We start from the raw sequence: 25,612 nt of genomic DNA on the forward strand, positions 1-25,612 counted from the left end.
ATCCGCCCGGATAATGGGGGTCTCACCCCGATTTGTTTGCGCGGAAAGGGCAGGGGCTTAGGCGGGGGACCAGTGGGCGTTGAGCATGGCCAGTGCGGCCAGGCCGGCCGTCTCGGTGCGCAGCACGCGCGGGCCCATGCTCAGGGCAATCGCGCCGGCCGCCAGCGCGGCCGCTTCCTCGGCGTCGCTGAAACCGCCCTCGGGGCCGACTAGCAGGCTCAGCGCTTGGGGCGGCTGGTGGCGCGCCCAGGCCGCCAGGCTCTGCTCTGCACGCGGGCTCAGCAGCACGCGCTTGTGCAGATGGGGCAGGGCCAGCCAGTCCTGCAGTTTGCTCAGCGGCGCCAGATGGGCCAGGCGGTTGCGCCCGCATTGCTCGGCGGCGGCGATGATCACGCCCTCCCAGTGCTGCTGGCGGCGCGCGGCCCGCTCGGCGTCGAGCCGCACCACGCTGCGCGCGGCGGCCAGCGGCTGGACCCCGGCCACACCCAGCTCGACCGCCTTTTCGATGATCCAGTCCATCTTGCTGCCCTCAGGCAGGGCCTGGGCCAGGGTCAGCGCATACGGCAGCTCGGCCTCGCGTCCGATCCAGGTCTGGATGCGGGCCGTGGCGCGGCGCTTTTCGATGCTGCTGAGCTCGGCCTGGACCTCGCCGCCGCTGCCATTGAACAGGCGCAGCGGCGCCCCCGGCGCCAGGCGCAGCACATGCAGATGGTGGGCGACGGTAGTCGGCAGTTCAATTTCGCTGCCGGGCTCGAGCGGCTGAGGACAATAGAAGCGGGACATAGCGGACAGGACGGTTTGGGAATGCCTCATTTTAAGGCGTCCGGGGTGGGCTCTGGTAGAATAATGGGCTCGTTGTCTTGCACGACCCCGCTTTCCTACTTCTCGCATCCTATCCATGACACCTACGACCACCCAAATGGCCAACGCGATCCGCGCGCTGGCAATGGACGCCGTCCAGAAAGCCAATTCGGGCCACCCCGGTATGCCGATGGGCATGGCGGACATCGCTGTCGCCCTCTGGAACGGCCACTACAAGCACAATCCGGCCAATCCGAAGTGGATCAACCGCGACCGCTTCCTGCTGTCCAATGGCCACGGCTCGATGCTGCACTATGCGCTGCTGCACCTGGCCGGCTATGCGGTGTCGATGGACGATATCAAGGATTTCCGCCAGCTGCATTCGAAGACCCCGGGCCACCCCGAAGTCGACATCACCCCGGGCGTGGAAACCACCACCGGCCCGCTTGGCCAGGGCATCGCCAACGCGGTCGGCATGGCGCTCGCCGAATACCTGCTGGCGGCCCAGTTCAACAAGCCGGGCTTCGCTGTGGTCGACCACTACACCTATGCCTTCGTCGGCGATGGCTGCCTGATGGAAGGCATCTCGCACGAGGTCTGCTCGCTGGCCGGCACGCTCGGCCTGCACAAGCTGATCGCCCTGTACGACGACAATGGCATCTCGATCGACGGCAAGGTCGACGGCTGGTTCACCGATGACACGCCCAAGCGTTTCGAGGCCTATGGCTGGAACGTGATCCGCGACGTCGACGGCCACAATGCCGAGGCCGTTTCGGCCGCGATCGCCCAGGCCAAGACGGCCACCAAGCCGACCCTGATCTGCTGCAAGACCCTGATCGGCAAGGGCTCGCCCAATCTGCAGGGCGGCGACAAGGTCCATGGCGCCCCGCTGGGCGACAAGGAAATCGCCGCCACCCGCGCCGCCATCGGCTGGGATGCTGCGCCGTTTGAGATTCCGGCCGAGATCTACGCCGCCTGGGACGCCAAGCCCGCTGGCGCCGCCGCCGAGGGCGCCTGGAACGCGCTGTTCGCCCAGTACGCGGCCGCCTACCCGGCCGAAGCGGCCGAACTGCAGCGCCGCATGGCCGGCGAGCTGCCGGCCAATTTCGGCGCCACGCTGGAGCAGGCCATCGCCGCCTGCGTCGAGAAGAAAGAAACCATCGCCACCCGCAAGGCCTCGCAGAACGCGATCCAGGCCCTGGCCCCGGTGCTGCCCGAATTCCTCGGCGGCTCGGCCGACCTGACCGGCTCGAACCTGACCAACTGGAAGGAATGCGTGGCCGTGCGCTCCGGCCAGCCGGGCAACCACATCAACTACGGCGTGCGTGAATTCGGCATGTCGGCCATCATGAACGGGATCGCCCTGCATGGCGGTTTCATCCCCTTCGGCGCCACCTTCCTGACCTTCTCGGACTACAGCCGCAATGCCCTGCGCATGGCCGCCCTGATGAAGCAGCGCTCGATCTTCGTGTTCACCCACGATTCGATCGGCCTCGGCGAAGACGGCCCGACCCACCAGTCGGTCGAACACGTGGCCTCGCTGCGCCTGATCCCGAACCTGGACAACTGGCGTCCGTGCGACACCGTCGAATCGATGGTCGCCTGGGGCCAGGCCGTGCAACGCAAGCACAATCCCTCGACCCTGATCTTCTCGCGCCAGAATCTGCCCTTCATGGAGCGCAGCGCCCAGCAGGTGGCGAATATCGCCAAGGGCGGCTATGTCTTGATCGACAACGCTGGCGCCAAGGCCGTGCTGATCGCCACCGGCTCGGAAGTCGAACTGGCCGTCAAGGCCGCGGCCGCCCTCGGCGAGCAGGGCCTGCCCGTGAACGTGGTGTCGATGCCCTCGACCGAGGCCTTCGAGCGCCAGGACGCGGCCTACCGCGCCAGCGTGCTGCCCAAGGGCCTGCCGCGCGTGGCCATCGAGGCCGGTGTCAGCAGTTTCTGGTACAAGTATGTGGGTCTGGAAGGGGCCGTTGTCGGCATCGACAGCTTTGGTGAATCGGCCCCGGCCGGCGTGCTGTTCAAGCACTTCGGCTTCACTGTGGAGAATGTCGTCGCCAAGACGAAAGCTGTTGTGTCTGCCTAATCGACCGGTTTTTTTATCCTAGGAGTTCAGAGTATGACGATCAAAGTTGCAATCAATGGTTATGGCCGTATCGGCCGCAACATCCTGCGCGCCCACTACGAAGGCGGCAAGAAACACGATATCCAGATCGTGGCCATCAATGATCTGGGCAAGCCGGAATCGAATGCCCACCTGACCCGTTTCGACACCGCCCATGGCAAGTTCCCGGGCACCGTGTCGGTCGAAGGCGATTACATGATCGTCAATGGCGACAAGATCCGCGTGTTCGCCGAGCGCAACCCGGCCAACATCCCCTGGGGCGAACTCGGCGTGGACGTCGTGCTCGAATGCACGGGCTTCTTCACCAGCAAGGAAAAAGCCTCGGCCCACCTGCAGGGCGGCGCCAAGAAGGTCATCATCTCGGCCCCGGGCGGCAAGGATGTCGACGCCACCATCGTGTACGGCGTCAACCACGGCACCCTGAAAGCCTCGGACACCGTGATCTCGAACGCTTCCTGCACCACCAACTGCCTGGCCCCGCTGGTCAAGCCCCTGCACGATGCGATCGGCCTGGAAACCGGGCTGATGACCACTGTGCACGCCTACACCAATGACCAGGTGCTGACCGACGTCATGCACGAGGACCTGCGCCGCGCCCGCTCGGCCACCCAGTCGATGATCCCGACCAAGACCGGCGCCGCCGCCGCCGTCGGCCTGGTGCTGCCGGAGCTGAATGGCAAGCTGGACGGCTACGCCATCCGCGTTCCGACCATCAACGTCTCGATCGTCGACCTGTCCTTCATCGCCAAGCGCGACACCACGGTCGATGAAATCAACAGCATCATGAAGGCCGCTGCCGACGGTCCGCTGGCCGGCATCCTGACCTACAACAATGAGCCGCTGGTCTCGGTCGACTTCAACCACAATCCGGCCTCGTCGAACTTCGACGCAACCCTGACCAAGGTCTCGGGCAAGCTGGTCAAAGTGTCGTCCTGGTACGACAACGAGTGGGGCTTCTCGAACCGCATGCTGGACACCACCGTGGCCCTGATGTCGGCCAAGTAATTACGCGCCGCCTCCCCAAAAAACGCCCTCCGGGGCGTTTTTTTTCGTCGGTCGTCAGGGCTTGTGTAAATTTGAACGGAATATGCTGATTTTCCTTGAAAATCATGCATATCGACGCGATCTTCGGCGATCTGCATATGAATTCATATACATATGTTGACCGAATTTTCCCCTGCTTGCTGTATGTAAATGCGATACAAAAACAACAATCGGGGTGGAAAAACTGTCGGATTTATCGGTTTTCACGGCATCTTGTGCGAGACTTGTATGCACTTGGCTTTTCTGCCACGTACACCAAGAACAACAGCGATATTCGTCACTGAGACCGAAATGGGAGGGATTTTGAAGAAGCACACCGTACTTCGACCGAGCGCACTCGCGCTTGCTCTGGCCACTGCCTACGCACCCCAGGCCTGGGCGCAACAAGCCACGTCCGCCGAACCTGTCGCGCGCGTGGTCGTGACGGGTTCCAACCTGAAGCGTTCCGACAAGGAAGGTCCGTCGCCCGTCCAGGTGCTGACCGCCAAGGACATCGAAAACACCGGCGCCGGTTCGGTGTCGGAACTGATGAAGTTCATCCCGGCGATGGGCAATGACACCAACCGCGACCTGACCTCGGGTTCCGGTTTCGCCAAGGGCGTCTCCACGGCCGCGCTGCGCGGCATGGGCTCGACCTCGACCCTGGTGCTGATCAACGGCCGCCGCATGGTCTACACCGCCTACTCCGATCCGAACAACGGCAACTCGACCCTGTATGACCTGAACAGCATCCCGCTGTCGGCCATCGAACGTGTCGAAGTGCTCAAGGACGGCGCCTCGGCCGTGTACGGCTCCGACGCCATCGGCGGTGTGATCAACTTCATCACCAAGAGCAACTACGAAGGCGCCCAAGTGAGCGCCTCCTACGGCGCCAACGACAACGATCTGTTCAACCGCCGCCGCTACACCGGCATCTGGGGCAAGGGCGACCTCGACAAGGACGGCTACAGCTTCTTCATCACCGGCGAAATCAACAGCCGCAACCGCGTGGCCATCAAGGACGTCACCGACATCCAGTACGCCCGCTACCAGGAGCTGAACGGCCGCTTCAAGTCGAACTACTCGAGCTCGGTGTCGCAATATCCGATCGCCTACCGCGAATCCTCGAACGGCTCGAAGAACTTCGGCGTGACCCAGGCCACGATCGCCAGCCGCGCCATCTTCAACCTCGGCTGCCCGACGTCGGAACAGATCACCGGCGGCACTAAGGACGGCCTGCTGTCGACCAGCACCCTGATCGGCCGCACCTTCTGTAACTACGACGTCGACCAGTTCAGCGAAGGCCAGTCGGGCGGTAAGGACGGCAGCCTGCTGACGCGCGCCGAGTTCCGCCTGTCGCCGACCACCAGCGCCTTCATCGAAGCGGCCTACAACCACTCGAACCGTGTCTACACCGGCGCCCCGATCTCGATCGGCACCACCAGCGTGACCAACTTCATGGCCAGCGGCGTGGCCGATCCCTTCCAGGTCATCCTGCCGGTCGGCCACCCGGACAACCCCTTCTCGAGCCAGGGCTACCGCGCCTCGGTCCAGTACCGTTTCGTGAATCTGCGCGGCGGTTCGGAAGTCAACAACAACACCAGCCGCCTGCTGGTCGGCCTGCGTGGTTCGAACTTCGGCTGGGACTGGGATACGGCCGTGCTGTTCAACCAGAACAAGAACGAGAACACCTCGTTCGGCCGCCTCTACCTGCCGACCCTGCGCAAGCTGAACACCGGCACCACCCTGGCCCAGCTGTCGGCTGACCCGACCATCGGCCGCGATGTGGTCGGCAACGGCAAGTCGGAAGTCGTGACCTATGACATCAAGGGCACGCGTTCGCTGTTCTCGCTGCCGGGCGGCGACGCCCAGGCCGCCGTGGTGGCCGAATACCGCCACGAGAAGATCAAGATCGATCCGGATCCCCAAGTGGCGGCCGGTAACATCTACGGTCTGGCCAACACCCTGATCGACGGTAAGCGTTCGGAATGGGGTATCGGCGGCGAAATCGGTCTGCCGGTCCTGAAGTCCCTCGAACTGGGCCTGGCTGGCCGCTACGACAAGTACGAAGGCCTGAAAGGCAACTTCGTGCCGAAGGCCTCGGCCAAGTGGAAGACCACCGACCGCATCACCATGCGCGGTACCTACCAGGAAGGCTTCCGTGCCCCGGCACTGCAGCAGGTCACGCCGGGTGGCGCCCAGTTCTTCCTGAACGGCGTGTGGGATCCGAAGCGCTGCGAAGCCGACCAGACCACGCCGAAACCCGGTGCGGTGGCGGGCGACTGCTCGAAGTCGATCGCCGGTACCGGTGGCGCCAACCCCGATCTGCAGCCGGAAAAGTCGAAGCAGTTCTCGCTCGGCCTGATCCTGCAGCTGACCAACAACTTCGACGCGACCTTCGACTTCTTCCGCATCAAGAAGGAAGGCGAAATCGCGCTGGGCTCGGCCAACGAAGCTCTGAAGAACGAAGACAAGAATCCGGGCAACGTGCTGCGTGATCCGAACCCGGCCAACTGGGTGCTGGACGCGGCCGGCAAGCCGATTCCGGGCACCGGTGTGCTGCTGATGGTCAAGGAACCCTGGACCAACCAAGGCTCGAAAGAGATCCGCGGCGTCGACATCAGCGCCAACCTGACCAACAACCTCGGTGCCTGGGGCCGTCTGAAGACCACGCTCGAAGCGACCTACATCCAGAAATACCTGATCGCCGAGATCGCTGGTAACGTGGTCAACAACGTGGCCGGCGCCCGCGCCGGTATCTGGGACTGGCAGCTGAACTCGGGCTACGACACGCCGAAATGGCGCGGTAGCCTGAGCACCTCGTGGAACTACGATGTGCACAGCGTGACCGGCTCGATCAACTACGTGGGTCCGATCTCGCTGCTGCGTGTGATGGACGGTTCGACCACCTACGCCCAGCCGTTCTGCTACTACGGCACCAAGAAGCCGACCGACGCTGCCGGCGATCGCAACACCTCGATCCCGCTGTTCGAAGCCTTCGTGCCTGACTGTAACATTCCGTCCTGGACCACGCTGGGCGCCTCCTACAGCTACTCGGGCGTGAAGAACTGGACCATGAGCCTGAATGTGCAGAACCTGCTGGACACCAAGGCCCCGTACGATCCGAACCAGACGACCGCGGGTTACAACGGTCAGCTGCATAACAACTACGGCCGTTACTGGCGCGTGTCGGCCAGCTACCGCTTCAAGTAAGCGGCTGCGCGGCCCTGCAACCCCGCCTTCGGGCGGGGTTTTTTATTGCCTGTCATTACGGCGCTTGTAACTGAACATCACAAATGCATATATGCATTTAGGCCGTCAAATATTTGTTCGGTATATGCATATGCCAAACAAAGGCCCCAAGAATGCATTTTTGTTGTATATCGCAAACAGTTTCGCAATCAGATTTGACGCGGGTTTGGCAAAAATGTTCTCATTTGAGGTTAGGTCAACAATGATCTACATCAACATGCCTCAGAACGCCTGTTATCACAGGGGCGGGGCATGAAAACCAGAGCGGAGAAAAACCCTTGAAAAAGCAATTCGTCCTTAAACAAAGCGTGATCGCCGTGGCCATGACCCTGGCCACCACCAGCGTCGCGCTGGCCCAGCAAGCTGCTGAGGCCCCGGTCCAGAAAGTGTATGTGACCGGCTCCAACATCAAACGTGCAGACAAAGAAACCTCGTCGCCCGTCGAAGTCCTGACCGCCAAGCAGATCGAAGCCACTGGCGCCAACACCGTGCAGGAACTGCTGCACTCGATCCCGGCCTTCGGCTCGGGCGCCTCGGTCGACATCACCGACGGCGGCTTCTCGAAGGGCGCCTCGACCGCCTCGCTGCGCGGCCTCGGTTCGTCCTCGACCCTGGTGCTGTTGAACGGCCGCCGCATCACGGCCTCGGCCTACGCTGACCCGAACCAGGGCAAGTCGGCTGTGTACGACCTGAACTCGATCCCCGTCACCGCCCTCGAACGCGTCGAAGTGTTCAAGGACGGCGCCTCGGCCGTGTACGGCTCCGACGCGATCGCCGGCGTGATCAACTTCATCACCAAGACCGACTACACGGGTGTGGACCTGCGTGCGTCCTACGCCGCGAATGACAACAACGAGTTCATGACCAAGCGCGTCAGCGGCGTGGCTGGCTGGGGCGACCTGGCCAAGGACAAGTTCAACGTGATGGTCACGTGGGATCTGTCCAAGCGCGGCGAAACGAATATGAAGGAAGTGCGCGACATCGCTGTCGACCAGTACGCCTACGTCAATGCCCGTCTGAACCCGCTGTCGAGCTCGATTTCGGCCTCGCCTTTCTTCTACCGCGAGCGCACCCCGGGCGCGCGTAACTTCGCCACCAGCCTGTCGCTGGCCGCCGATATCAAGAACGCCCTGAACTGCCCGACCTCGGAGCAGATCACCGGCGACGCCGCCAAGCACAATCTGTCGGCCACCTCGCCGCTGATTGGCCGCACCTTCTGTAACTACGACATCGACCAGTACTCGGATGTCCAGGCCGAAGGCAATGACCGCAATGCGATGACCCGCATCACCAAGGAATTCGCCAATGGCGTGACCTCGTTCACCGAGATCGGCTACAACCGTTCCGAGCGTATCTACCTGGGCGCCCCGCTGACCGTGCCGTCGACCTCGGCCACCACCGTGTTCTCGCTGACCGGTGTGCCGAGCTCCTTCCAGGTCATCCTGCCGGTGGGCCACCCGGACAATCCCTTCCCCACCTCGCGCGCCGCGGCTTCGTTCCGTCTGGTCGGCCACAAGGGCGGTTCGGCCAACGTCAACGAAACCTACCGCGTGCTGACCGGCCTGCGTGGCACGACCGGCAGCTGGGACTGGGAAACCGGCCTGCTGTGGAACCGTTCGGAGCGTCATGAGACCTACTACGGCATGCGCTACATCCCGGTGCTGAACAAGATCATGACGGAAAACCGCACGATCGCCGCCACCATCGCCGATCCGAACTCGACCGTTGACGTCAACAACAACGGCTTCGCTTCGGTGCTGCAGTTCGACGTCAAAGCCTCGACCACCTTCGGCAAGCTGCCGGGCGGTGAAATGGGCATGGCCGTCGGCGCCGAAGTGCGTGAAGAGAAGATCGGTCTGGATCCGGACGCCAACACGCGCGCCGGTAACATCGTCGGTCTGGCCAACTCCTCGGCCGATGGTCAGCGCAAAGTGTCGTCGGCCTTCGTCGAATTCCGCGCACCGGTGCTCAAGTCCCTGGATCTGGACTTCGCCGCCCGCGTCGACAAATACCCGACCTTCCCGACTTCGTTCATTCCGAAAGCCGGCTTCAAGTACGCTGCCCTGGATAACCTGACCTTCCGCGGCTCGTTCTCGAAAGGCTTCCGCGCACCGGCCCTGACCCAGGTGTCGGCTGGCGGCGTGCAGTCCTTCACCACGGTGACCGACTCGCTGCGTTGCCCGGACGGCGTCAACCCGAAACCGGGTGCCGACCGCACCGACTGCTCGAAAGGTATCTCGTCGTTCTCGGCCGCGACCCCGGACCTGAAGGCAGAGAAATCGAAGTCCTGGTCGCTGGGCGCGATCTTCAACCCGACCAAGAACGTGGACGTGATCACCGAATGGTGGCGCATTCGCAAGGTCGACGAATCGGCCCTGCTGTCGGCTCAGTATGTGATCGATCACGAGTCCCTGTACCCGGGCCGCGTGGTGCGTGACACCAACCCGGCCAACCTGCTGGTCGACGCCTCGGGCAAGCCGATCGCCGGCACTGGCCCGATCTCCCAGGTCAACCGCTCGTACGTGAACCAGGGTTCGACCGACACCTCGGGTATCGACTTCGAAATCACCACCCGCACCAACCTGGGCGAAGCTGGTCGTCTGACCAACACCCTGAACTGGGCCTATCTGCTGACCTACAAGCGCGCCGAGCGCCCGGGTGAGCGTGAAGCCAATGTGGTCGGCACCGCCGGCGGCATCTCCGACTGGGCCACCTCGGTCGGCGATATCCCGCGTCACCGCGTGAACTACTCGGTGACCTGGACCCGCGACGTGCACACCGTGACCGGTACCATCGACTTCGTGTCCTCGGTCTCGCTGCTGCGTCGTTCGGAAAACCAGGACATCTACGCTGTGCCGTACTGCCACTATGGTACCGGCCAGCCGTCGAGCGCCTACCAGCTGGGCGGCCTGCCGCGCTACAACAACCCGGCCTGTACCGTGGACGGCTGGACCACCCTCGGTCTGGCTTACGGCTACACCGGCTTCAAGGACTGGAAGCTGAACTTCAACGTGCGTAACCTGCTCGACACCAAGGCTCCGTACGATCCGCGTTCGGCCACCACCGGCTTCAACACCCAGCTGCATAACGGTGCTGGCCGTAACTTCCGCGTCTCCGCCGCTTACTCGTTCAAGTAAGCCCAGCAGGGATGTGAACCAGAAACGGGCGCTGCGGCGCCCGTTTTTTTTTGCGACAAACGCCTGACAGTTCGAGGGTTTTTTTTCTGTTCGGCATTGGGCATACTCACGGGATCGCTTAAACGGAGTTCCCAGTGTTCAAGCCCTGGCCCCTTGCCCTCGCCATCGCCCAGGCCCTGCCGGCCCTGGCCCAGACCACGCCCGACAGCGCGCCCGCGCCGGCGCCGCTGACCAAGATCGTCATCACCGGCTCGAATATTTCGCGCACCGACAGCGAGACCAGTTCGCCCGTGCAGGTGCTGACGCGCGAAGACATCGCCGCGATGGGCGCCAGCACCGTCAAGGATGTGCTCGACAAGATCCCGGCCAATACCGGCGCGCTCAATGACCTGGGCGGCTCCTCCTCGTTTGCGGCCGGCGCCACCGGTCTGTCGCTGCGTAACCTTGGCAAGAGCGCCACCCTGATCCTGCTGAACGGCCGGCGCGTGGCCAGCTACGGTCTGGCCGACGGCGGCCGCGAAACCTTCGTCAACATCGACGCGATTCCGCTCGAGACCATCGAGCGCGTCGAGATTCTGCTCGACGGCGCCTCGGCCATCTATGGCTCGGACGCCGTGGCCGGGGTCATCAACATCATCACGCGCAAGGCCTACCGCGGCGCCTATGTGAAGGCGGCCCAGCGCCAGAGCCTGATGAACAGCGCGCTCGACAAGGACCAGATCCTCAGCCTGACCTGGGGCCGCGGCGACCTGGCCGCCGATGGCTACAATATCTTCGGCCACCTCGAAGGCTTTCACCGTTTTCCCTACAGCGACCGGCAGATCGAGCCGAATGTCGGCCAGTGGTACAAGGACTATGTGAACCCGAATTTCGGCGTCAAGTCCAGCTACTCGAACCCCGGCAACTACATCCTGCGCTTTGGCGGCCAGACAGTGCCGGTGCCGGTCAATGGCTGCCCCGAGGTCGAGAACGGCCTGTGCCGCTTCGACCAGTATGCGCGCCTGGGCATCCATGCCGAGGCCAAGCGCCTGCAGTTTCATGGCGGCGCACGCAAGCAGCTGGGGGCGAAGACCGAACTGTTCACCGAGCTGACCCTGTCCGACCTCGGTACCACCTACTACAACCCGCCGCCGATCATGCAGTACACGGGCACGCCCAGCTACTGGTACAGCGTGAAGGAGGGCAAGCTCAAGTCCTTCACCGAACCGATGCTGCCGGTCGGCCATCCGTACAACCCCTTCCCGATTCCGGTCGAGCTGCGCTACCGCTACAACGACGATCCCGACGTGTACAAGAACGCCACCCGTTCGCGCCAGTACCGCTGGATGGTGGGCCTGGAAGGGCAGCACGGCGGCTGGGACTGGAGCACGGCGGCCGGCGTGATGGGCGCGCGCTCGGGCTTCGTCACGCGCGGCGCCAAGGACGCCGAGCAGTACCTGCAGGCCGTGCTGTCGGGCGAATACCAGTTCGGCAAACAGAACAGCGCCGAGCTGCTGCTGCGCATGTTCCCGCGCGTCGAGTTCGGCGGCGAATCGAAGCAGGCCTTCGTCGATGCGCGCGCCTCGCGCGAGCTGCTGGCGCTGGGCGGCGGCCCGCTGGCCCTGGCGCTCGGCCTCGACTACCGCACCGACAGCTTCGAGTCCTGGGTCGGCGACAACGTCGCCAATGCGCGCGTGGTCGGCTATGGCTCGATCAATGTCGACGGCGCCCGCCATATGCGCGCCGCCTATGCCGAGCTGAATGCGCCGTTCACGCGCGCCTTCGAAGTCAATGCCGCGCTCCGCTACGACAAGGTCGGCAGCACCGAGCATTCGCTGATGCCCAAGCTCGGCGCGCGCTACAAGTTCAACGACAAGCTGATGCTGCGCGCCACCGTCTCGGGCGGCTTCCGCGCGCCCAATGCGGCCGAGACCGGCAAAGTGATCCTGTCCGCCTTCCGCAATGGCGTGGTCGATCCCAAGCGTTGCGCGACGGCCCAGTACATGTATCAGATCCTGCGACAGGGCAATGACCTGGACAAGGCCGACGCCTTGCGCGTGCGCGACAGCCTCGGCTGCGGCGAGAGTTTCGCCCTGGCGATCCAGGGCAATCCCGACCTGGCGCCGGAAAAATCGAAGAGCCTGAACGCCGGCTTCGTGCTGGTGCCGCTGAAGAATCTCAGCCTCACGCTCGACTACTACCGCCTCGAACGGCGCAACGAGATCGGCACCCAGAGCGTCGACCAGATTCTGGCGCGCGAAGACCTGCTGCCGGGCAGCGTGGCGCGCAATCCGGTGTCGGACGACGACCGCCGCATCGCCGCCCGCGTCAAGCAGCTGTCGGGCCAGGACGTGGCCTTCACGGTCGGCACGATCGGATCGCTGAACCAGAGCTACCAGAACCTGAACAAGACGCGCGTGGCCGGGATCGACCTCGACCTCGACTACAAGCTCAATGCCGGCTCGCTCGGCCGCTTCCAGTTCGGCATCAAGGCCAATTACCAGCTCGAGTACAAGATCGGCAATAGCGGCGCGGCCAGCTACAACGAGAACTATGTCGGCACCTATGCCAACTACCGCTACGTGCTGCGCAGCACGGCCAGCTGGAAGCGCGGGCCGTGGGAGTGGGGCGCCATGCTCAACTACTGGCCCGAGACCTCGCTGATGCAGGACCAGTACGACCTCAGCTATTCGCAACTCGGCTGCGCCGCGCGCGGCATTCCCGACGGCTACTGCCGCCTGCACAAGGACATGACGCTCGACCTGAACACGCGCTACACGGGCCTGGCCAAGGGCAAGATCCTCGTCAATCTCGACAATGCACTGAACCGCAGCCCGAGCGCCGACGTGCGCCTGGCCGATCCGGTGCTGCGCGGACGCAGCCTGCGCGTCGCCTACGAACGGGACCTCTGACATGGCACGCCTGCTGAGTTTGCTGCTGATGGCCGCCGCCTGTGCGCTCGCGCAGGCCGACGAGATACCGAAGGTGAATGTGCCGGCCGCGCGCAGCCTGCCCGTGGCCAGCTTCTTCCAGCCGGCCGCGTTTGCGCGCGCCGCGCTGTCGCCGAGCGGGCGCCACGTGGCCATGCTGTACAGCGCCCAGGACGAGCGCATCAAGCTGGCCGTGATGGACGTCGAGACGCGCGTGCCGACTGTCGTGGCCGCCATGGCCGAAGGCGACATCGCCAGCTTCAGCTGGGTCAATGACCGGCGCCTCGTGTTCAGCCTGGGCGACCGCAAGGAAGCCATCGGCGAATGGTCGCGCGCGCCCGGCCTGTTCGCCGTCGACCGCGACGGCAGCAATCTGCGCACCCTGATCACCCGCCTCGAGCTGCCGCCCAGTTCCGGGCCGCGCACCGTGCTGCCCCTGTGGGACCTGTTCCTGGCGCCGGTCGGCCGGATGGACACCGACGACATCTTCGTGCTCGAGCCCGTGTTCAGCGGCGAGCGCGTCGACGCCGTCAATCTGCTGCGCGTGAACACCCGCAGCGGCGCCGCCATCACCTTGCCGCGCCCCGGTCCCGTGCGGCGCTGGTATGTCGATCCGCAGGGCGAGCCGCGCGTGGCCATGTCCTGGGAAAAGAACATCACCCGCATCCATTACCGCGAGCCGGCCAGCGGCGCCTGGCGCGTGATCGCCGAATACGACAGCTGGCGCGAGGATGCGGTCGAGCCGGTGCGCATCGGTCCCGATGGCACCCTGTACGTGCGGGCGCGCAAGGGCGACAAGTATGCGCTGTATCCGTTCGACCTGAAGGCGAACAAGGTCGCCGACGAACCCGTGGTCGAGCTGCCCGATTTCGATTTCTCCGGTGAGCTGCTGGTGACCAGCCAGGCCGTGCACGGCGTCGCGGTCGAGGCCGACCGCATGGTCAGCGCCTGGTTCGATCCGGCCATGGCGGCGCTGCAAAAGCAGGTCGACCTCGCGTTTCCGAATGCCGAGAACCTGATCCGCCAGCCCTACCGCGCCGAGGTGCCGTATGTGATGGTGTTTTCGCGCTCCGACGTCCAGCCCGGCGAGCTGCACCTGCTGAACACCGAGACACGCAAGCTGATCAAAATCGGCGACCTGCATCCCGAGATCGACCCGGCCAAGATGGCGCACAAACGCTTCGTGCGCTACAAGGCGCGCGACGGGCTCGAGATTCCCGCCTACCTGACGCTGCCGCGCGGCGTCGCGCCGAACAAGCTGCCGCTGGTGATGCTCGTGCACGGCGGTCCCTCGGTGCGCGGCGTCGACTGGAATTTCAACCGCGAAGTGCAGTTCCTCGCTTCGCGCGGCTATGCGGTGCTGGAGCCCGAATTCCGTGGCAGCGTCGGCTACGGCAAGGCGCACGAGCGCGCCGGCTGGAAGCAGTGGGGTCTGAAGATGCAGGACGACATCGCCGACGGCGCACGCTGGGCCATCGCCCAAGGCTATGCCGATCCGCAGCGCATTTGCATTGCCGGCGCGAGCTACGGCGGCTATTCCACGCTGATGGGCCTGGTCAACGATCCCGATCTCTACCGCTGCGGCGTCAACTGGGTCGGCGTCACCGACATTCAGCTGATGTACAGCGTGAACTGGGGCGACATGGGGCCCGAGGCGCGCGCCTACCAGCTGCCGCTGTGGATCGGCGACCGCGAGAAGGACGCAGCCCAGCTGCAGGCCACCTCGCCGATCGTCCAGGCCGCGCGCATCAAGGCGCCGCTGCTGCTGGCCTATGGCGGGGCCGACGCGCGCGTGCCCATCATCCATGGCCTCGCCTTCCGCGACGCCATCCGCGCGCACAATCCCCAGGTCGAGTGGATCGAATACCCGAACGAAGGCCACGGCTGGAAGTTGAAGGAAACGAATATCGACTTCTGGAGCCGCGTGGCCGACTTCCTCGACAAGCACATCGGCCGGTGATTATTGCGAGTGGCGAAAGAATGAATTGAGCGCGCCGCGTCTTCAAGGGCGCGGCGGGCTGCGCCACACTGGCGTTCTCAACAAGAAAGGAGAACGCCGATGATCACCATCTACACCTATCCGCGCTCGGGCCACGCCCACCGCGCCGAGCTGATGCTGAGCCTGCTCGGGCTGGCGTACGAGCGGCGCCAGATCGACCTGTTCAAGGGCGAGCAGCGGACGCCCGCGTTCACCGCCCTGAACCCGTTTGCCCAGGTGCCCGTGCTCGACGACGGCGGCACGATCGTGGCCGATTCCAACGCCATCCTCGTGTACCTGGCGCGGCGCTACGGCGGCGGCGCCTGGCTGCCGCACGATCCCGCGGGCGAGGCCCAAGTGCAGCGCTGGTTGTCGGCGGCGGCCGGCATGCTCGCATTCGGACCAGCGGCGGCGCGCGCCAACCGCCTGTTCGGCGGCAAGCACAATCCCGAGGACGCGCAGGCGCGGGCCGCGCGCCTGTACCAGGTGATGGAAAGCGAGCTGAGCGCGCGAGAATGGCTAGCCGGCGCAGCCCCGAGCCTGGCCGACATCGCCATGTATTCCTACACCGCGGTCGCGGACGAAGGCGGCATCAGCCTGACACCATATCCCCAGGTGCGCGCCTGGCTCACCCGCATCGAAGCCTTACCCCGCTTCCACGCCATGCCCCGAGAAACCGAACGGGGTCAGGTCCGGCAATCGGACATTTGAGAACTTTTGGCCTCAGTCCGTGTCGCAGATGGAGAACGACCAGCAATCGCCACGAAAGTTCCGGCATGTCCGATTGCCGGACCTGGCACCGTTCAGGATCTCGCTTATTCGAAGAGGACTTGCCAGAGCAGGCGTACGGCGGTGTGCCTGATCACTGGTCGGGGCAGATGCGGGCGGCGTCCAGAAACCGAACGGTGTCAGGTCCGGCAATCGGACATTTGAGAACTTTTGGCCTCAGGCCGTGTCGCGCACGGAGAACGACCAGCATTGGCCACGAAAGTTCCGGCATGTCCGATTGCCGGACCTGACACCGTTCAGGATGTCGGCTATTCGAAGAGGATTTGCCAGAGCAGGCGGACGGCGTCGGTGTGCTTGATTACTTGGTCGGGGTCGATGCGGGCGGCGTCCTGGCCTTGCAGGCGCACGGCGTGCTGCAGCTTGCGGTAGGCGCGGTAGGCGTCGGCCACGCTGCGCGCGAGCGTGGCGTCGATCAGGCCGAGCTCGCCACAGGCGTGCAGCAGGGCGATGTTGCCGGCGTTCGCGGTCAGCTGCGGGTAGGTGCTCGCATAGCGCAGCACCAGGTATTGGACGATGAACTCGATGTCGATCATGCCGCCGGCGTCTTGCTTGAGGTCGAACTGCGCGCCGCGGTTCGGCTGCGCGTCGTGCATCTTCTGGCGCATGCTGAGCACGGCGTCGCGCAGCGCGGCCGGCTCGCGCACCTGGCGTAGCACGCTGTCGCGGATCTGTTCGAAGCGCGCGCCAATCGCGCTGTCGCCGGCACAGAAGCGGGCGCGCGTCAGCGCCTGGTGCTCCCAGACCCAGGCCGATTGCTGCTGGTATTTTTCGAAGCTGGCCACGGTCGAGACCAGCATGCCGCTGGCGCCGTCGGGCCGCAGCGCGGTGTCGATATCGAACAGGATCCCGGCCGAGGTCGGGCAGGTCATCCAGGTGATGAAGCGTTGCGCCAGCCGTGCGTACAGGGCGGGCGCGTCCTGGTCGTCGTCGTCGTACAGGAAGATCACGTCGAGGTCGGACACGTAGCCGAGCTCTTTGCCGCCCAGCTTGCCGTAGGCGATGACGGCGAAGCGCGGCTCTTCGCGGTGGCGCTTGGGGATGCTGCGCCAGGCGGCGCGCACCACCAGCGCCACCAGGGTATCGGCCAGGGCCGACAGGTGGTCGGCCAGGCGCTCGATGCTGAGCTCGCCCGCGAGGTCCTGGGCCAGCAGGCGGAACAGCTGGGCGTGGTGGGCCTCGCGCAGGATGTCCATCTGGCGCTCGGTGTCGCCGTCGGCGCCGTCGAGCTGGCCTTGGACCTCGGCCGCGAAGGCGCCCAGATCGGGCGCGGCCTGGCGCACGCGGGCGTCGAGCAGCTCGTCGAGCAGGATCGGATGCTGGCTGAGGAAGGTGGCGGCCCAGGCGCTCGCGTGCATCATGGCGATCACGCGTTCGAGCGTGTGCGGATACTCGGTCAGCAGCGACAGGTAGGCGGCGCGGCGCGCGATGCTCTCGAAGAAATCGAGCAGGCGCCCGAGCGTGGCGGCCGCGCTGCCCAGATGCGACTGGCGTGCGCGCGCGGCGATCAGGGGCAGGGCCTGGTTGATCAGGCTCTGCAGACGCTGGCGGCTCGCTTCGGGCATGGCCTGCAGGCGCGGCGCCTGCCAGCTGGCGACCAGGCGTTGCGCGGCCTCGGCCGGCTGGTCGAAACCGAGTCCGGCCAGCTGGATGGCCAGGGTCTCGCTGCTGGCGAGATCGGCGTCGTCGGCGCTGCTGTCGCTGTCCTCGGCCTTGTCGGCGAAGATCGCATCGAACTGGGCGGCCACGTAGCTGCGCGCCGCTTCGAGCCGGGCCAGCAGGCTTTCGGTGTCGGGCAGGCCCATCATGGCGGCGACGATGGCCTGCTCGTCGGCGCTGGGCGGCAGGCTGTGGGTCTGGGCGTCGTCGCGGTATTGCAGGCGGTGCTCGAGATTGCGCAGGAAGCGGTAGGCCTCGAGCAGGCGCTCGACCACCTCGGGCGCGAGCAGGCCTTTCTCGCCCAGCAGTACCAGGGTGCGCCGGGTCGAGCGTTCGCGCAGGGCCGGATCGCGCCCACCGCGGATCAGCTGGAACACCTGGGCCAGAAATTCGATCTCGCGGATGCCGCCGCGCCCGAGCTTGACGTTATTGCTGCGCTCGGGATGCAGGCGCTCCTGGCGTTTGACCTCGGCGCGGATCTGCGCGTGCATCGTGCGGATCGATTCGATCACGCCGAAATCGAGATAGCGGCGGAAGCAGAACGGCCGCACGATGGCGTCGAGCGCGGCGATGTCGATCGGCTTGCCGGTCACGGCGCGCGCCTTCAGCCAGGCATAGCGCTCCCATTCGCGCCCCTGGACGATCAGGTATTCCTCCACCATCGCGAGGCTGGCCACGAGCGGACCGGAGGCGCCGTTCGGGCGCAGCGCCATGTCGACCCGGAACACATAGCCGTCCTCGGTGATCTCGGACAGCGCGGCGATCAGGCGTTTGCCCAGGCGCGTGAAGAATTCGTGATTGGACAGGCCGCGCTGGCCGGGCCCGGCCGCGGTGTCGCCGTCTTCGGGATACACGAAGATCAGGTCGATGTCGGACGAGACATTGAGCTCGCCGCCGCCTTGTTTGCCCATCGCCAGCACCAGCAGCTCCTGAACGCTGCCGGACTCGTGCCCGGTCGGCAGGCCGTGGGTGGCCGCCAGCTCGGCATAGGCGCTGGCATAGCTGCGCGCGATGGCGAAATCGGCCAGGGCCGTGGTGGTGGCCAGCACTTCGTCGAGATCGGCCTGGCCGAGCAGGTCGCGCCGGATCAGCCCGCAGATCAGCAGATTGCGCAGGCGCCGCAGCGCGCGCGGCAGGGGCAGGCCGCCGGCCTGTTCGGCCGCCAGCAGGGCGTCCAGATCGTGCGTGTGCAGCGGCCGTTCGCACAGCGTGGCGACCTGGTCGGCACGGGCGGGATCGGCGGCCAGCCAGCGCTGGTAGAAACGGGACGCGAGCAGGGGATCGGGGGCGGTCATGGCGGGCGGAATGCGGCGTTCAGGAAGGCGCGGATGGGGTAAAATGGGCCGCCCCGGCAGCCGGGGCGGAATCGATGGTAAGGTGATGGCGGCATTGATGCAAGCGCTCTCTTATTGATGACAGACTGAACACGGCGAGCACCTTGAGCGACGCATTGCACAATCCGGAACATGGGCACCACCCGCACCTGGCCGAACGCTGGCGCCGCCTGCGCGCGGCCTATCGGCTGGCCAACCGGGTCTCGCACCATGCGCTCGGCTTCGCTGTCAAGACAGTGGCCCTGGTCTACTTCCTGTTTGCGCTGGCCTTTCTGGCGCTGCGCTACGCGGTGCTGCCGAATATCGATCTGTACAAAGCCGACATCGAACGCATGGCCGGGCGCGCGCTCGGCAATCCGGTTTCGATCGCGCGCATCTACGCGTCCTGGAACGGGCTGCGCCCGAATTTCTTCCTGGGCGATGTGCGCCTGCACGACGCCGCCGGGCGCCAGCTGCTGCACCTGCCGAGCGTGTCGGCCACGGTCTCGTGGTGGAGCGTGCTGGCCCTCGACGTGCGCTTCCAGCAGCTGGAACTGATCGGCCCCGACCTCGACATCCTGCGCCGCCCCGATGGGCGTATCCAGGTGGCCGGCATCGTGCTCGATACGGCCCAGGGCCAGGGCCAGGGTGCCGACTGGGCCCTGCAGCAGCACGAAGTCGTGATCCGCGATGGCCGCGTGCACTGGACCGACCAGAAACGTGGCGCGCCCGAACTGGTGCTCGAGAAGCTCAATCTGGTGCTGCGCAACCGCTGGACCCACCACCAGTTCGCGCTGCAGGCGACGCCGCCGGCCGCCCTCGGCCAGCCGGTCGATGTGCGCGCCGACTTCAGCCACCCGCGCTTTGCCACCCGCATCGCCGACGTCGCGCGCTGGAAGGGCGAGCTGTACGCCGATGTGCGCGGCAGCGATCTGGCCGCCTGGAAGGCCTATGTCGACTATCCGTTCGCGGTCCAGAGCGGGCGCGGCGCCGTGCGTGCCTGGATCAGCCTCGACCAGGCGCGCCTGGCCGGCATCACGGCCGATGTGCAGCTGGCCGATGTCCAGGCCCGCCTGGCGCCGGAGCTGCCGGCCCTCGATCTGGTGCAGGTGGCGGGCCGTCTGTCGGCCAAGGAAACCATCAAGCTCGGCGTGGCCGAGGGCCTGCCGACCTTTGGCGCGCATGGCCACAGCATCGGCCTGGAGAATTTTTCGGTCCTCACGCGCGATGGCCTGAGCCTGCCGCCGACGACCCTGAACGAAACCTACTACGAGGCCGACGGCAAGAAGCCGGCGCGGGTGGAACTGACGGCCAAGCTGGTCGATCTGGCCACCTTCGCCGAACTGGCGGCCCAGCTGCCGCTGTCGCCCTCGCAGCGCCAGCTGCTGGCCGATCTGGAGCCGCGCGGCCAGCTGCGCAATGTCAGCGCCCAGTGGGAAGGGCATTACCCGGCCATCAGCAGCTACAAGCTCAAGGCCGAGCTGGCCGATCTGGCCCTGAAGGCCCAGCCGGCACGCGCGCCGCAGCCGAAGACGGCCACCAGCCCGGCGCTGCCGGGTGCGCCGGCGATTCCCGGTTTCGCCGGCCTGAGCGGCAGCATCGACGCCAGCGAGAAGGGCGGCAGCCTGCAGCTCGATTCGCGCAATCTGATGCTGCACCTGCCCGGCTACATGATCGAGCCGGACCTGCAGTTCGACACGGCGACGATGAAGTCGCGCTGGAGCTACGAGGCCAAGAACCAGTTCCTGTTCCAGGCCGACCAGCTGGTGCTCACGCGCGGGCCGATGAAGCTGCAGCTGCAGGGCCGCCACCTGCTGCCGCTCGACCCGCAGGCGCCCAATCCGCTCGGCACCGTCGACATCGACGGCAGCATCAGCCGCTTCGAGATCAACCAGGTCGGCGCCTGGCTGCCGAGCGCCACCGGCGCCGACCTGCAGGCCTGGCTGACCCGCGCGCTCGAGGCGGGCGTGCTGAAGGACGCCACGCTCAAGCTGCGCGGCGAGCTGGCCCACTTCCCGTTTGCCGCCCCGGCCGACAAGCCGCATGGCGAATTCCGCGTGGCCGGCAAGCTGGAAAACGCGCGTCTGAACTATGTACCCGGCGAATTCGCCAAGGACGGCAAGGCGCCGCTCTGGCCCGTGGCCGACAAGATCAATGGCAGCATCGTGTTCGACCGCGCGCGCATGGAGATCAAGGGCGACACGGCGCGCACGCTCGGCGTCAGTCTGAACAAGGTGACGGCCGTGGTGGCGGACCTGCTGGCGCACGATCTGATGCTCGACATCGACGGCAGCGCCAGCGGCCCGCTGCAGGAGTTCATGAAGTATGTGGCGGCCAGCCCGGTGGCCGACTTCACCGGCCATGTGCTGGACGAGACGCGCGCCGGCGGCAATACCAAGCTGGCGCTGAAGCTGCATATTCCGCTCAACCATGCGATCGACACGCGCGTGCAGGGCGCGCTGCAGCTGGCCGGGAACGACATCGTGCTGTTCAACGACCTGCCGCCGGCCCTGGGCACGAGCGGCAAGATCGAATTCAATGAACGCGGCGTCAACCTCAATACGCTCAACGCGAGCATGCTCGGTGGTCCGCTGACGGTCAGCGGCGGCAGCCAGAAGGACGGCGCCATCCTGGTGCGCTTCGGCGGCCAGATGACGGCCGAGGGCCTGAAGAAAACCTATCCGGGGGCGGGCCTGCAGCGCGTGCTGGGCCACATCAGCGGCAATACGCGCTTCAGCGGTTCGGTGCTGGTCAAGGACCATGCGACGACGGTGAATGTGGAATCGAGCCTGGCCGGTCTGGGCCTGGATTTCCCAGCCCCGCTGCGCAAGGCGGCGCCGGACAGCCTGCCGCTGCGCTTCGTGCTGAGCTCGACCGATCCGGCGCGCGACGATATCCGCATCTCGCTTGGCAATAGCATCGGCGCGCGCTACCAGCGCCAGAAGCAGGGCAAGCAATGGAGCGTGCTGCGCGCCGGTGTCGGCGTCAATGCCACGGTGCCGGAGCCCGATAGCGGCCTGCAGCTGAACGTCAATCTGAAGACCCTGAATGTCGACCAGTGGAGCGCCCTGGGCAACAGCGTGGCCAGCGCGCGCCCCGATGCGCGTGCGGCGGCCGAGGGCGGGCTCGATTTCACGCCGTATATCGCGCCCGACATCATGGCCGCCCATGCGACCGAGATGATCGTGGCCGACCGCAAGATCGACAATGTGGTGATCGGCATGACGCGCCAGCGCGGCGTGTGGCAAGCCAACGTCGACGCGCGCCAGGCTTCCGGCCACATCACCTATGCCGAAGGGCCGGGCGCGGGCAAGATCACGGCGCGTCTGGCCTCGCTGCTGATTCCCGATGCCAGCGAGGCGGCCGTCAAGGACATCGTCGAGAGCTCGAAAACGGCCTCGATGCCGGCCCTGGACATCGTGGCCGAGCGCTTCGAGCTGTCCAACAAGCAGCTCGGCCGGCTCGAGCTGGTGGCCAATAATGTGCCGCGCGAGTGGCGCATCAATAAACTGGCCCTGGTCACGCCCGACGGCAAGCTCGATGGCACCGGCAAGTGGGTGCTGGGCGAGGGCAAGAGCAGCACCACGAGCCTGAACTTCAACCTCGATATCGGCGACGCTGGCAAGCTGCTCGAGCGGCTCGGCTTCCCCGATACGCTCAAGCGCGGCAAGGGCAAACTCAGTGGCGACCTCGCCTGGAACGGCCTGCCGCATGCGCTCGACCTGCCCAGCCTGTCGGGCAATGTGGTGCTGAATGTGGAGAACGGCCAGTTCCTCAAGCAGGATCCGGGCGCGGCCAAGCTGCTTGGCGTGCTGTCGCTGCAGGCCCTGCCACGCCTGCTCAAGCTCGATTTCAACGACGTCTTCTCCGAGGGCCTGGCCTTCGACGGCATCGCCGGTACGGCCGCCATCGCGCGCGGCACCCTGCGCACCGATAATCTGAAGATGCATGGGGTGCAGGCCACGGTGCTGATGGACGGGGCGATCGACATCGCCAATGAAACGACCAATCTGCATGTGGTGGTGATCCCCGAATTCAACCTCGGCACCGGCTCACTGATGTACCTGGCCGTGAACCCGGTGGTCGGCGTGACCTCGATGCTGGCCCAGCTTTTCCTGCGCCAGCCGGTGATGAAGGCCCTGACCTACCAGATGCAGGTGGCCGGCCCGTGGAAGGCGCCGGTGGTGACCAAACTCGATAGCGGCAAGCTGGCCCCGGTGCCGGACAAGGGCCCGCCCAAGGCGGCCGCGCCCAGCAGCGCCAAAGGAGACTGAGATGACAACGACGGTAGCGGCGATTCAGATGGTGTCGGGGCCGACGGTGGCCGAGAACCTGGCCACGGCCACGCGCCTGATCGGCGAGGCGGCCGCGCGCGGCGCGCGCCTGGTGGCCTTGCCCGAATATTTTGCGATCATGGGTGTGCGCGACACCGACAAGGTGGACGTGGCCGAGCCGCTTGGCGCCGGTCCGATCCAGCAGGCGCTGGCCACGGCCGCGCGCACGCATGGCATCTACCTCCTCGGCGGCACGCTGCCGCTGGTGGCGCCCGAAGCGGGCAAGGTGCTCAACACCACGCTCGCGTATGGGCCCGATGGCGAGGCTGTGGGCCGCTACGACAAGATCCACCTGTTCGGCTTCCAGCGCGGCGAGGAGTCGTATGACGAAGCGCGCACCATCGTGCCGGGCCGCCAGGTCGGTGTGATCGACACGCCGTTCGCGCGCGTCGGCATCGCCATCTGCTACGACCTGCGCTTCCCGGAGCTGTTCCGCGCGATGGGCGAGGTCGATCTGGTGGTGCTGCCGGCCGCCTTCACCCATGTGACGGGCCAGGCCCACTGGGAGGTGCTGCTGCGTGCGCGCGCCATCGAGAACCAGTGCTATGTGCTGGCCGCGGCCCAGGGCGGCACCCATGCGAGCGGGCGCCGCACCTTCGGCCATTCGATGCTGATCGATCCCTGGGGCGAGGTGCTCGCCGTGCTGCCCGAGGGCGAAGGCGTGGTGGCCGGTGCGCTCGACCCGGCCCGCATCGCCAGCGTGCGCGCCAGCCTGCCCGCGCTGCGCCACCGGACGATGTGATCGCGGCGCTTGTGGCACAATGCGCCGTAACCGAGTCTGAACTGAACACCATGAGCCCATTCGAACCCAATCTGTCATCGCTGGCCACCGCGCGCGAGATTCTGCTCACGCCCTTTGGCCTGGATGAGGCCAAGCTGGTCAAGGCACTCGGCGCCATGTTCTCGCATAAGGTGGACTACGCCGACCTCTACTTCCAGTTCACCAAGAGCGAGGGCTGGAGCCTGGAGGAGGGCATCGTCAAAACCGGCAGCTTCTCGATCGACCAGGGCGTCGGCGTGCGCGCCGTCGCCGGCGACAAGACGGCCTTCTCGTATTCCGATGAAATCTCCGAGGCGGCCCTGCTCGACGCAGCCGCCGCCACGCGCACCATCGCGCGCGCCGGCAGCGGCCGGGTCAAGGTGGCCGGGCGCATGCAGCCGGCCGGCGGCCGCGCCCTGTATCTGCCGAACGATCCGCTGGCCTCGCTCGATGCGGCCGACAAGGTGCGCCTGCTCGAAAAAATCGAGCAGATCGCGCGCGCCAAGGACCCGCGCGTGGTGCAGGTCATGGCCAGCCTGGCCGGCGAATACGATGTGGTGCTGGTGGCGCGCAGCGACGGCGTGCTGGCGGCCGACATCCGCCCGCTGGTGCGCATGTCGATCACCGTCATCGCCGAGCAGAATGGGCGGCGCGAAATGGGCTCTTCCGGCGGCGGTGGCCGCTACCACTATGGCTATTTCAGCGAGGCCCTGCTCGAGCAGTACGCGGGCGAGGCCGTCAAATCGGCCCTCGTCAATCTCGAGGCGCGTCCGGCCCCGGCCGGGCCGATGACCATCGTGCTCGGTCCCGGCTGGCCCGGCGTGCTGCTGCACGAGGCGGTCGGCCATGGTCTCGAAGGGGACTTCAACCGCAAGGGTTCCTCGGCCTTCTCGGGCCGCATCGGCGAGCGCGTGGCCGCCAAGGGCGTGACCGTGGTCGACGACGGCACTCTGGCCGACCGCCGCGGTTCGCTGAATATCGACGACGAGGGCAACCCGACCCAGTGCACGACCCTGATCGAAGACGGCGTCCTCAAGGGCTATATCCAGGACACGCTGAATGCGCGCCTGATGAAGATGCCGGTGACGGGCAATGCGCGGCGCGAGTCCTTTGCCCACCTGCCGATGCCGCGCATGACCAACACCTATATGCTGGCCGGCGACAAGGACCCGGGCGAGATTCTGGCCTCGGTCAAGCACGGCCTGTACGCGGTCAATTTCGGCGGCGGCCAGGTCGACATCACGAATGGCAAATTCGTGTTCTCGGCCTCCGAGGCCTACATGATCGAGGACGGCAAGATCAGCTATCCGGTCAAGGGCGCGACCCTGATCGGCAATGGCCCCGATGTGCTGCAGCGGGTCTCGATGATCGGCAATGATATGCGCCTCGATTCGGGCGTGGGCGTGTGCGGCAAAGAGGGGCAGAGCGTGCCCGTTGGCGTCGGTCAGCCGACCCTGCGCATCGAGGGCGTGACCGTCGGCGGCACCGCCGGCTAAGCGGCGCCGCCCTGGCGCGGGCCGGGAGCCCGCGCT

Annotated in this window: 12 protein-coding genes; 10 read left to right on the forward strand and 2 right to left on the reverse strand. The window is 65.9% G+C overall.

All coding sequences use genetic code 11. The features are described from left to right. Positions 1-57 precede the first annotated feature (57 nt). Complete coding sequence (locus tag LZ005_RS16220) at positions 58-783, reverse strand: 16S rRNA (uracil(1498)-N(3))-methyltransferase (protein WP_237809304.1); 726 nt, start codon at positions 781-783, stop codon at positions 58-60. A gap of 136 nt (positions 784-919) precedes the next feature. On the opposite strand from LZ005_RS16220, the gene tkt reads away from it, so the two are divergent. From tkt to LZ005_RS16255, 7 genes are all read left to right on the forward strand, one after another. Beyond that, positions 920-2,890, forward strand: a complete 1,971-nt coding sequence (tkt, locus tag LZ005_RS16225) for a transketolase (protein WP_237809309.1) — start codon at positions 920-922, stop codon at positions 2,888-2,890. Between the two features lie 33 nt (positions 2,891-2,923). Beyond that, on the forward strand, positions 2,924-3,934 hold the full coding sequence (gap, locus tag LZ005_RS16230) for a type I glyceraldehyde-3-phosphate dehydrogenase (RefSeq protein ID WP_237809312.1): 1,011 nt from the start codon (positions 2,924-2,926) through the stop codon (positions 3,932-3,934). 342 nt (positions 3,935-4,276) lie between these two features. Beyond that, a complete protein-coding gene (locus LZ005_RS16235; RefSeq protein WP_237809316.1) occupies positions 4,277-7,165 on the forward strand; it encodes a TonB-dependent receptor in 2,889 nt (962 codons plus the stop codon). Between the two features lie 317 nt (positions 7,166-7,482). Then, on the forward strand, positions 7,483-10,341 hold the full coding sequence (locus LZ005_RS16240) for a TonB-dependent receptor domain-containing protein (protein ID WP_237809318.1): 2,859 nt from the start codon (positions 7,483-7,485) through the stop codon (positions 10,339-10,341). A gap of 134 nt (positions 10,342-10,475) precedes the next feature. After that, entirely contained in the window at positions 10,476-13,232 is a 2,757-nt protein-coding gene (locus LZ005_RS16245) for a TonB-dependent receptor domain-containing protein (RefSeq protein WP_237809320.1), read from the forward strand. Between the two features lies 1 nt (position 13,233). After that, positions 13,234-15,210: a prolyl oligopeptidase family serine peptidase gene (locus tag LZ005_RS16250; RefSeq protein ID WP_237809322.1), complete on the forward strand. Its 1,977-nt coding sequence runs from the start codon at positions 13,234-13,236 to the stop codon at positions 15,208-15,210. A gap of 99 nt (positions 15,211-15,309) precedes the next feature. Next, positions 15,310-15,939 (forward strand): glutathione S-transferase family protein, encoded by a 630-nt coding sequence (locus LZ005_RS16255; protein ID WP_237809323.1) that lies wholly within the window; start codon positions 15,310-15,312, stop codon positions 15,937-15,939. Positions 15,940-16,265: 326 nt separating this feature from the next. On the opposite strand, the gene glnE is transcribed toward LZ005_RS16255, so the two are convergent. Then, the gene (glnE, locus tag LZ005_RS16260; protein ID WP_237809325.1) at positions 16,266-18,968 is read right to left on the reverse strand and encodes a bifunctional [glutamate--ammonia ligase]-adenylyl-L-tyrosine phosphorylase/[glutamate--ammonia-ligase] adenylyltransferase; all 2,703 of its coding nucleotides are present in this window, start codon (positions 18,966-18,968) and stop codon (positions 16,266-16,268) included. Positions 18,969-19,111: 143 nt separating this feature from the next. On the opposite strand from glnE, the gene LZ005_RS16265 reads away from it, so the two are divergent. From LZ005_RS16265 to tldD, 3 genes are read left to right on the forward strand one after another with little or no spacing between them, the layout of a single operon-like run. Then, on the forward strand, positions 19,112-23,260 hold the full coding sequence (locus LZ005_RS16265) for a YhdP family protein (protein ID WP_237809327.1): 4,149 nt from the start codon (positions 19,112-19,114) through the stop codon (positions 23,258-23,260). Between the two features lies 1 nt (position 23,261). Beyond that, complete coding sequence (locus tag LZ005_RS16270; protein ID WP_237809328.1) at positions 23,262-24,062, forward strand: carbon-nitrogen hydrolase family protein; 801 nt, start codon at positions 23,262-23,264, stop codon at positions 24,060-24,062. Between the two features lie 50 nt (positions 24,063-24,112). Beyond that, entirely contained in the window at positions 24,113-25,576 is a 1,464-nt protein-coding gene (gene tldD, locus LZ005_RS16275) for a metalloprotease TldD (RefSeq protein ID WP_237809330.1), read from the forward strand. The last annotated feature ends 36 nt before the right edge of the window (positions 25,577-25,612 follow it).

The sequence above is a fragment of the Massilia sp. TS11 genome, from assembly GCF_022012445.1.
Classification (GTDB): Bacteria; Pseudomonadota; Gammaproteobacteria; order Burkholderiales; family Burkholderiaceae_D; genus Telluria.

What these genes read in the sequence shown, in the direction of transcription:
- LZ005_RS16255 (WP_237809323.1), top strand. Translation starts at nt 15,310, where the DNA reads ATGATCACCATCTACACCTATCCGCGCTCGGGCCACGCCCACCGCGCC.
- gap (WP_237809312.1), top strand. Translation starts at nt 2,924, where the DNA reads ATGACGATCAAAGTTGCAATCAATGGTTATGGCCGTATCGGCCGCAAC.
- LZ005_RS16250 (WP_237809322.1), top strand. Translation starts at nt 13,234, where the DNA reads ATGGCACGCCTGCTGAGTTTGCTGCTGATGGCCGCCGCCTGTGCGCTC.
- LZ005_RS16270 (WP_237809328.1), top strand. Translation starts at nt 23,262, where the DNA reads ATGACAACGACGGTAGCGGCGATTCAGATGGTGTCGGGGCCGACGGTG.
- tldD (WP_237809330.1), top strand. Translation starts at nt 24,113, where the DNA reads ATGAGCCCATTCGAACCCAATCTGTCATCGCTGGCCACCGCGCGCGAG.
- tkt (WP_237809309.1), top strand. Translation starts at nt 920, where the DNA reads ATGGCCAACGCGATCCGCGCGCTGGCAATGGACGCCGTCCAGAAAGCC.
- LZ005_RS16220 (WP_237809304.1), bottom strand. Translation starts at nt 783, where the DNA reads ATGTCCCGCTTCTATTGTCCTCAGCCGCTCGAGCCCGGCAGCGAAATT.
- glnE (WP_237809325.1), bottom strand. Translation starts at nt 18,968, where the DNA reads ATGACCGCCCCCGATCCCCTGCTCGCGTCCCGTTTCTACCAGCGCTGG.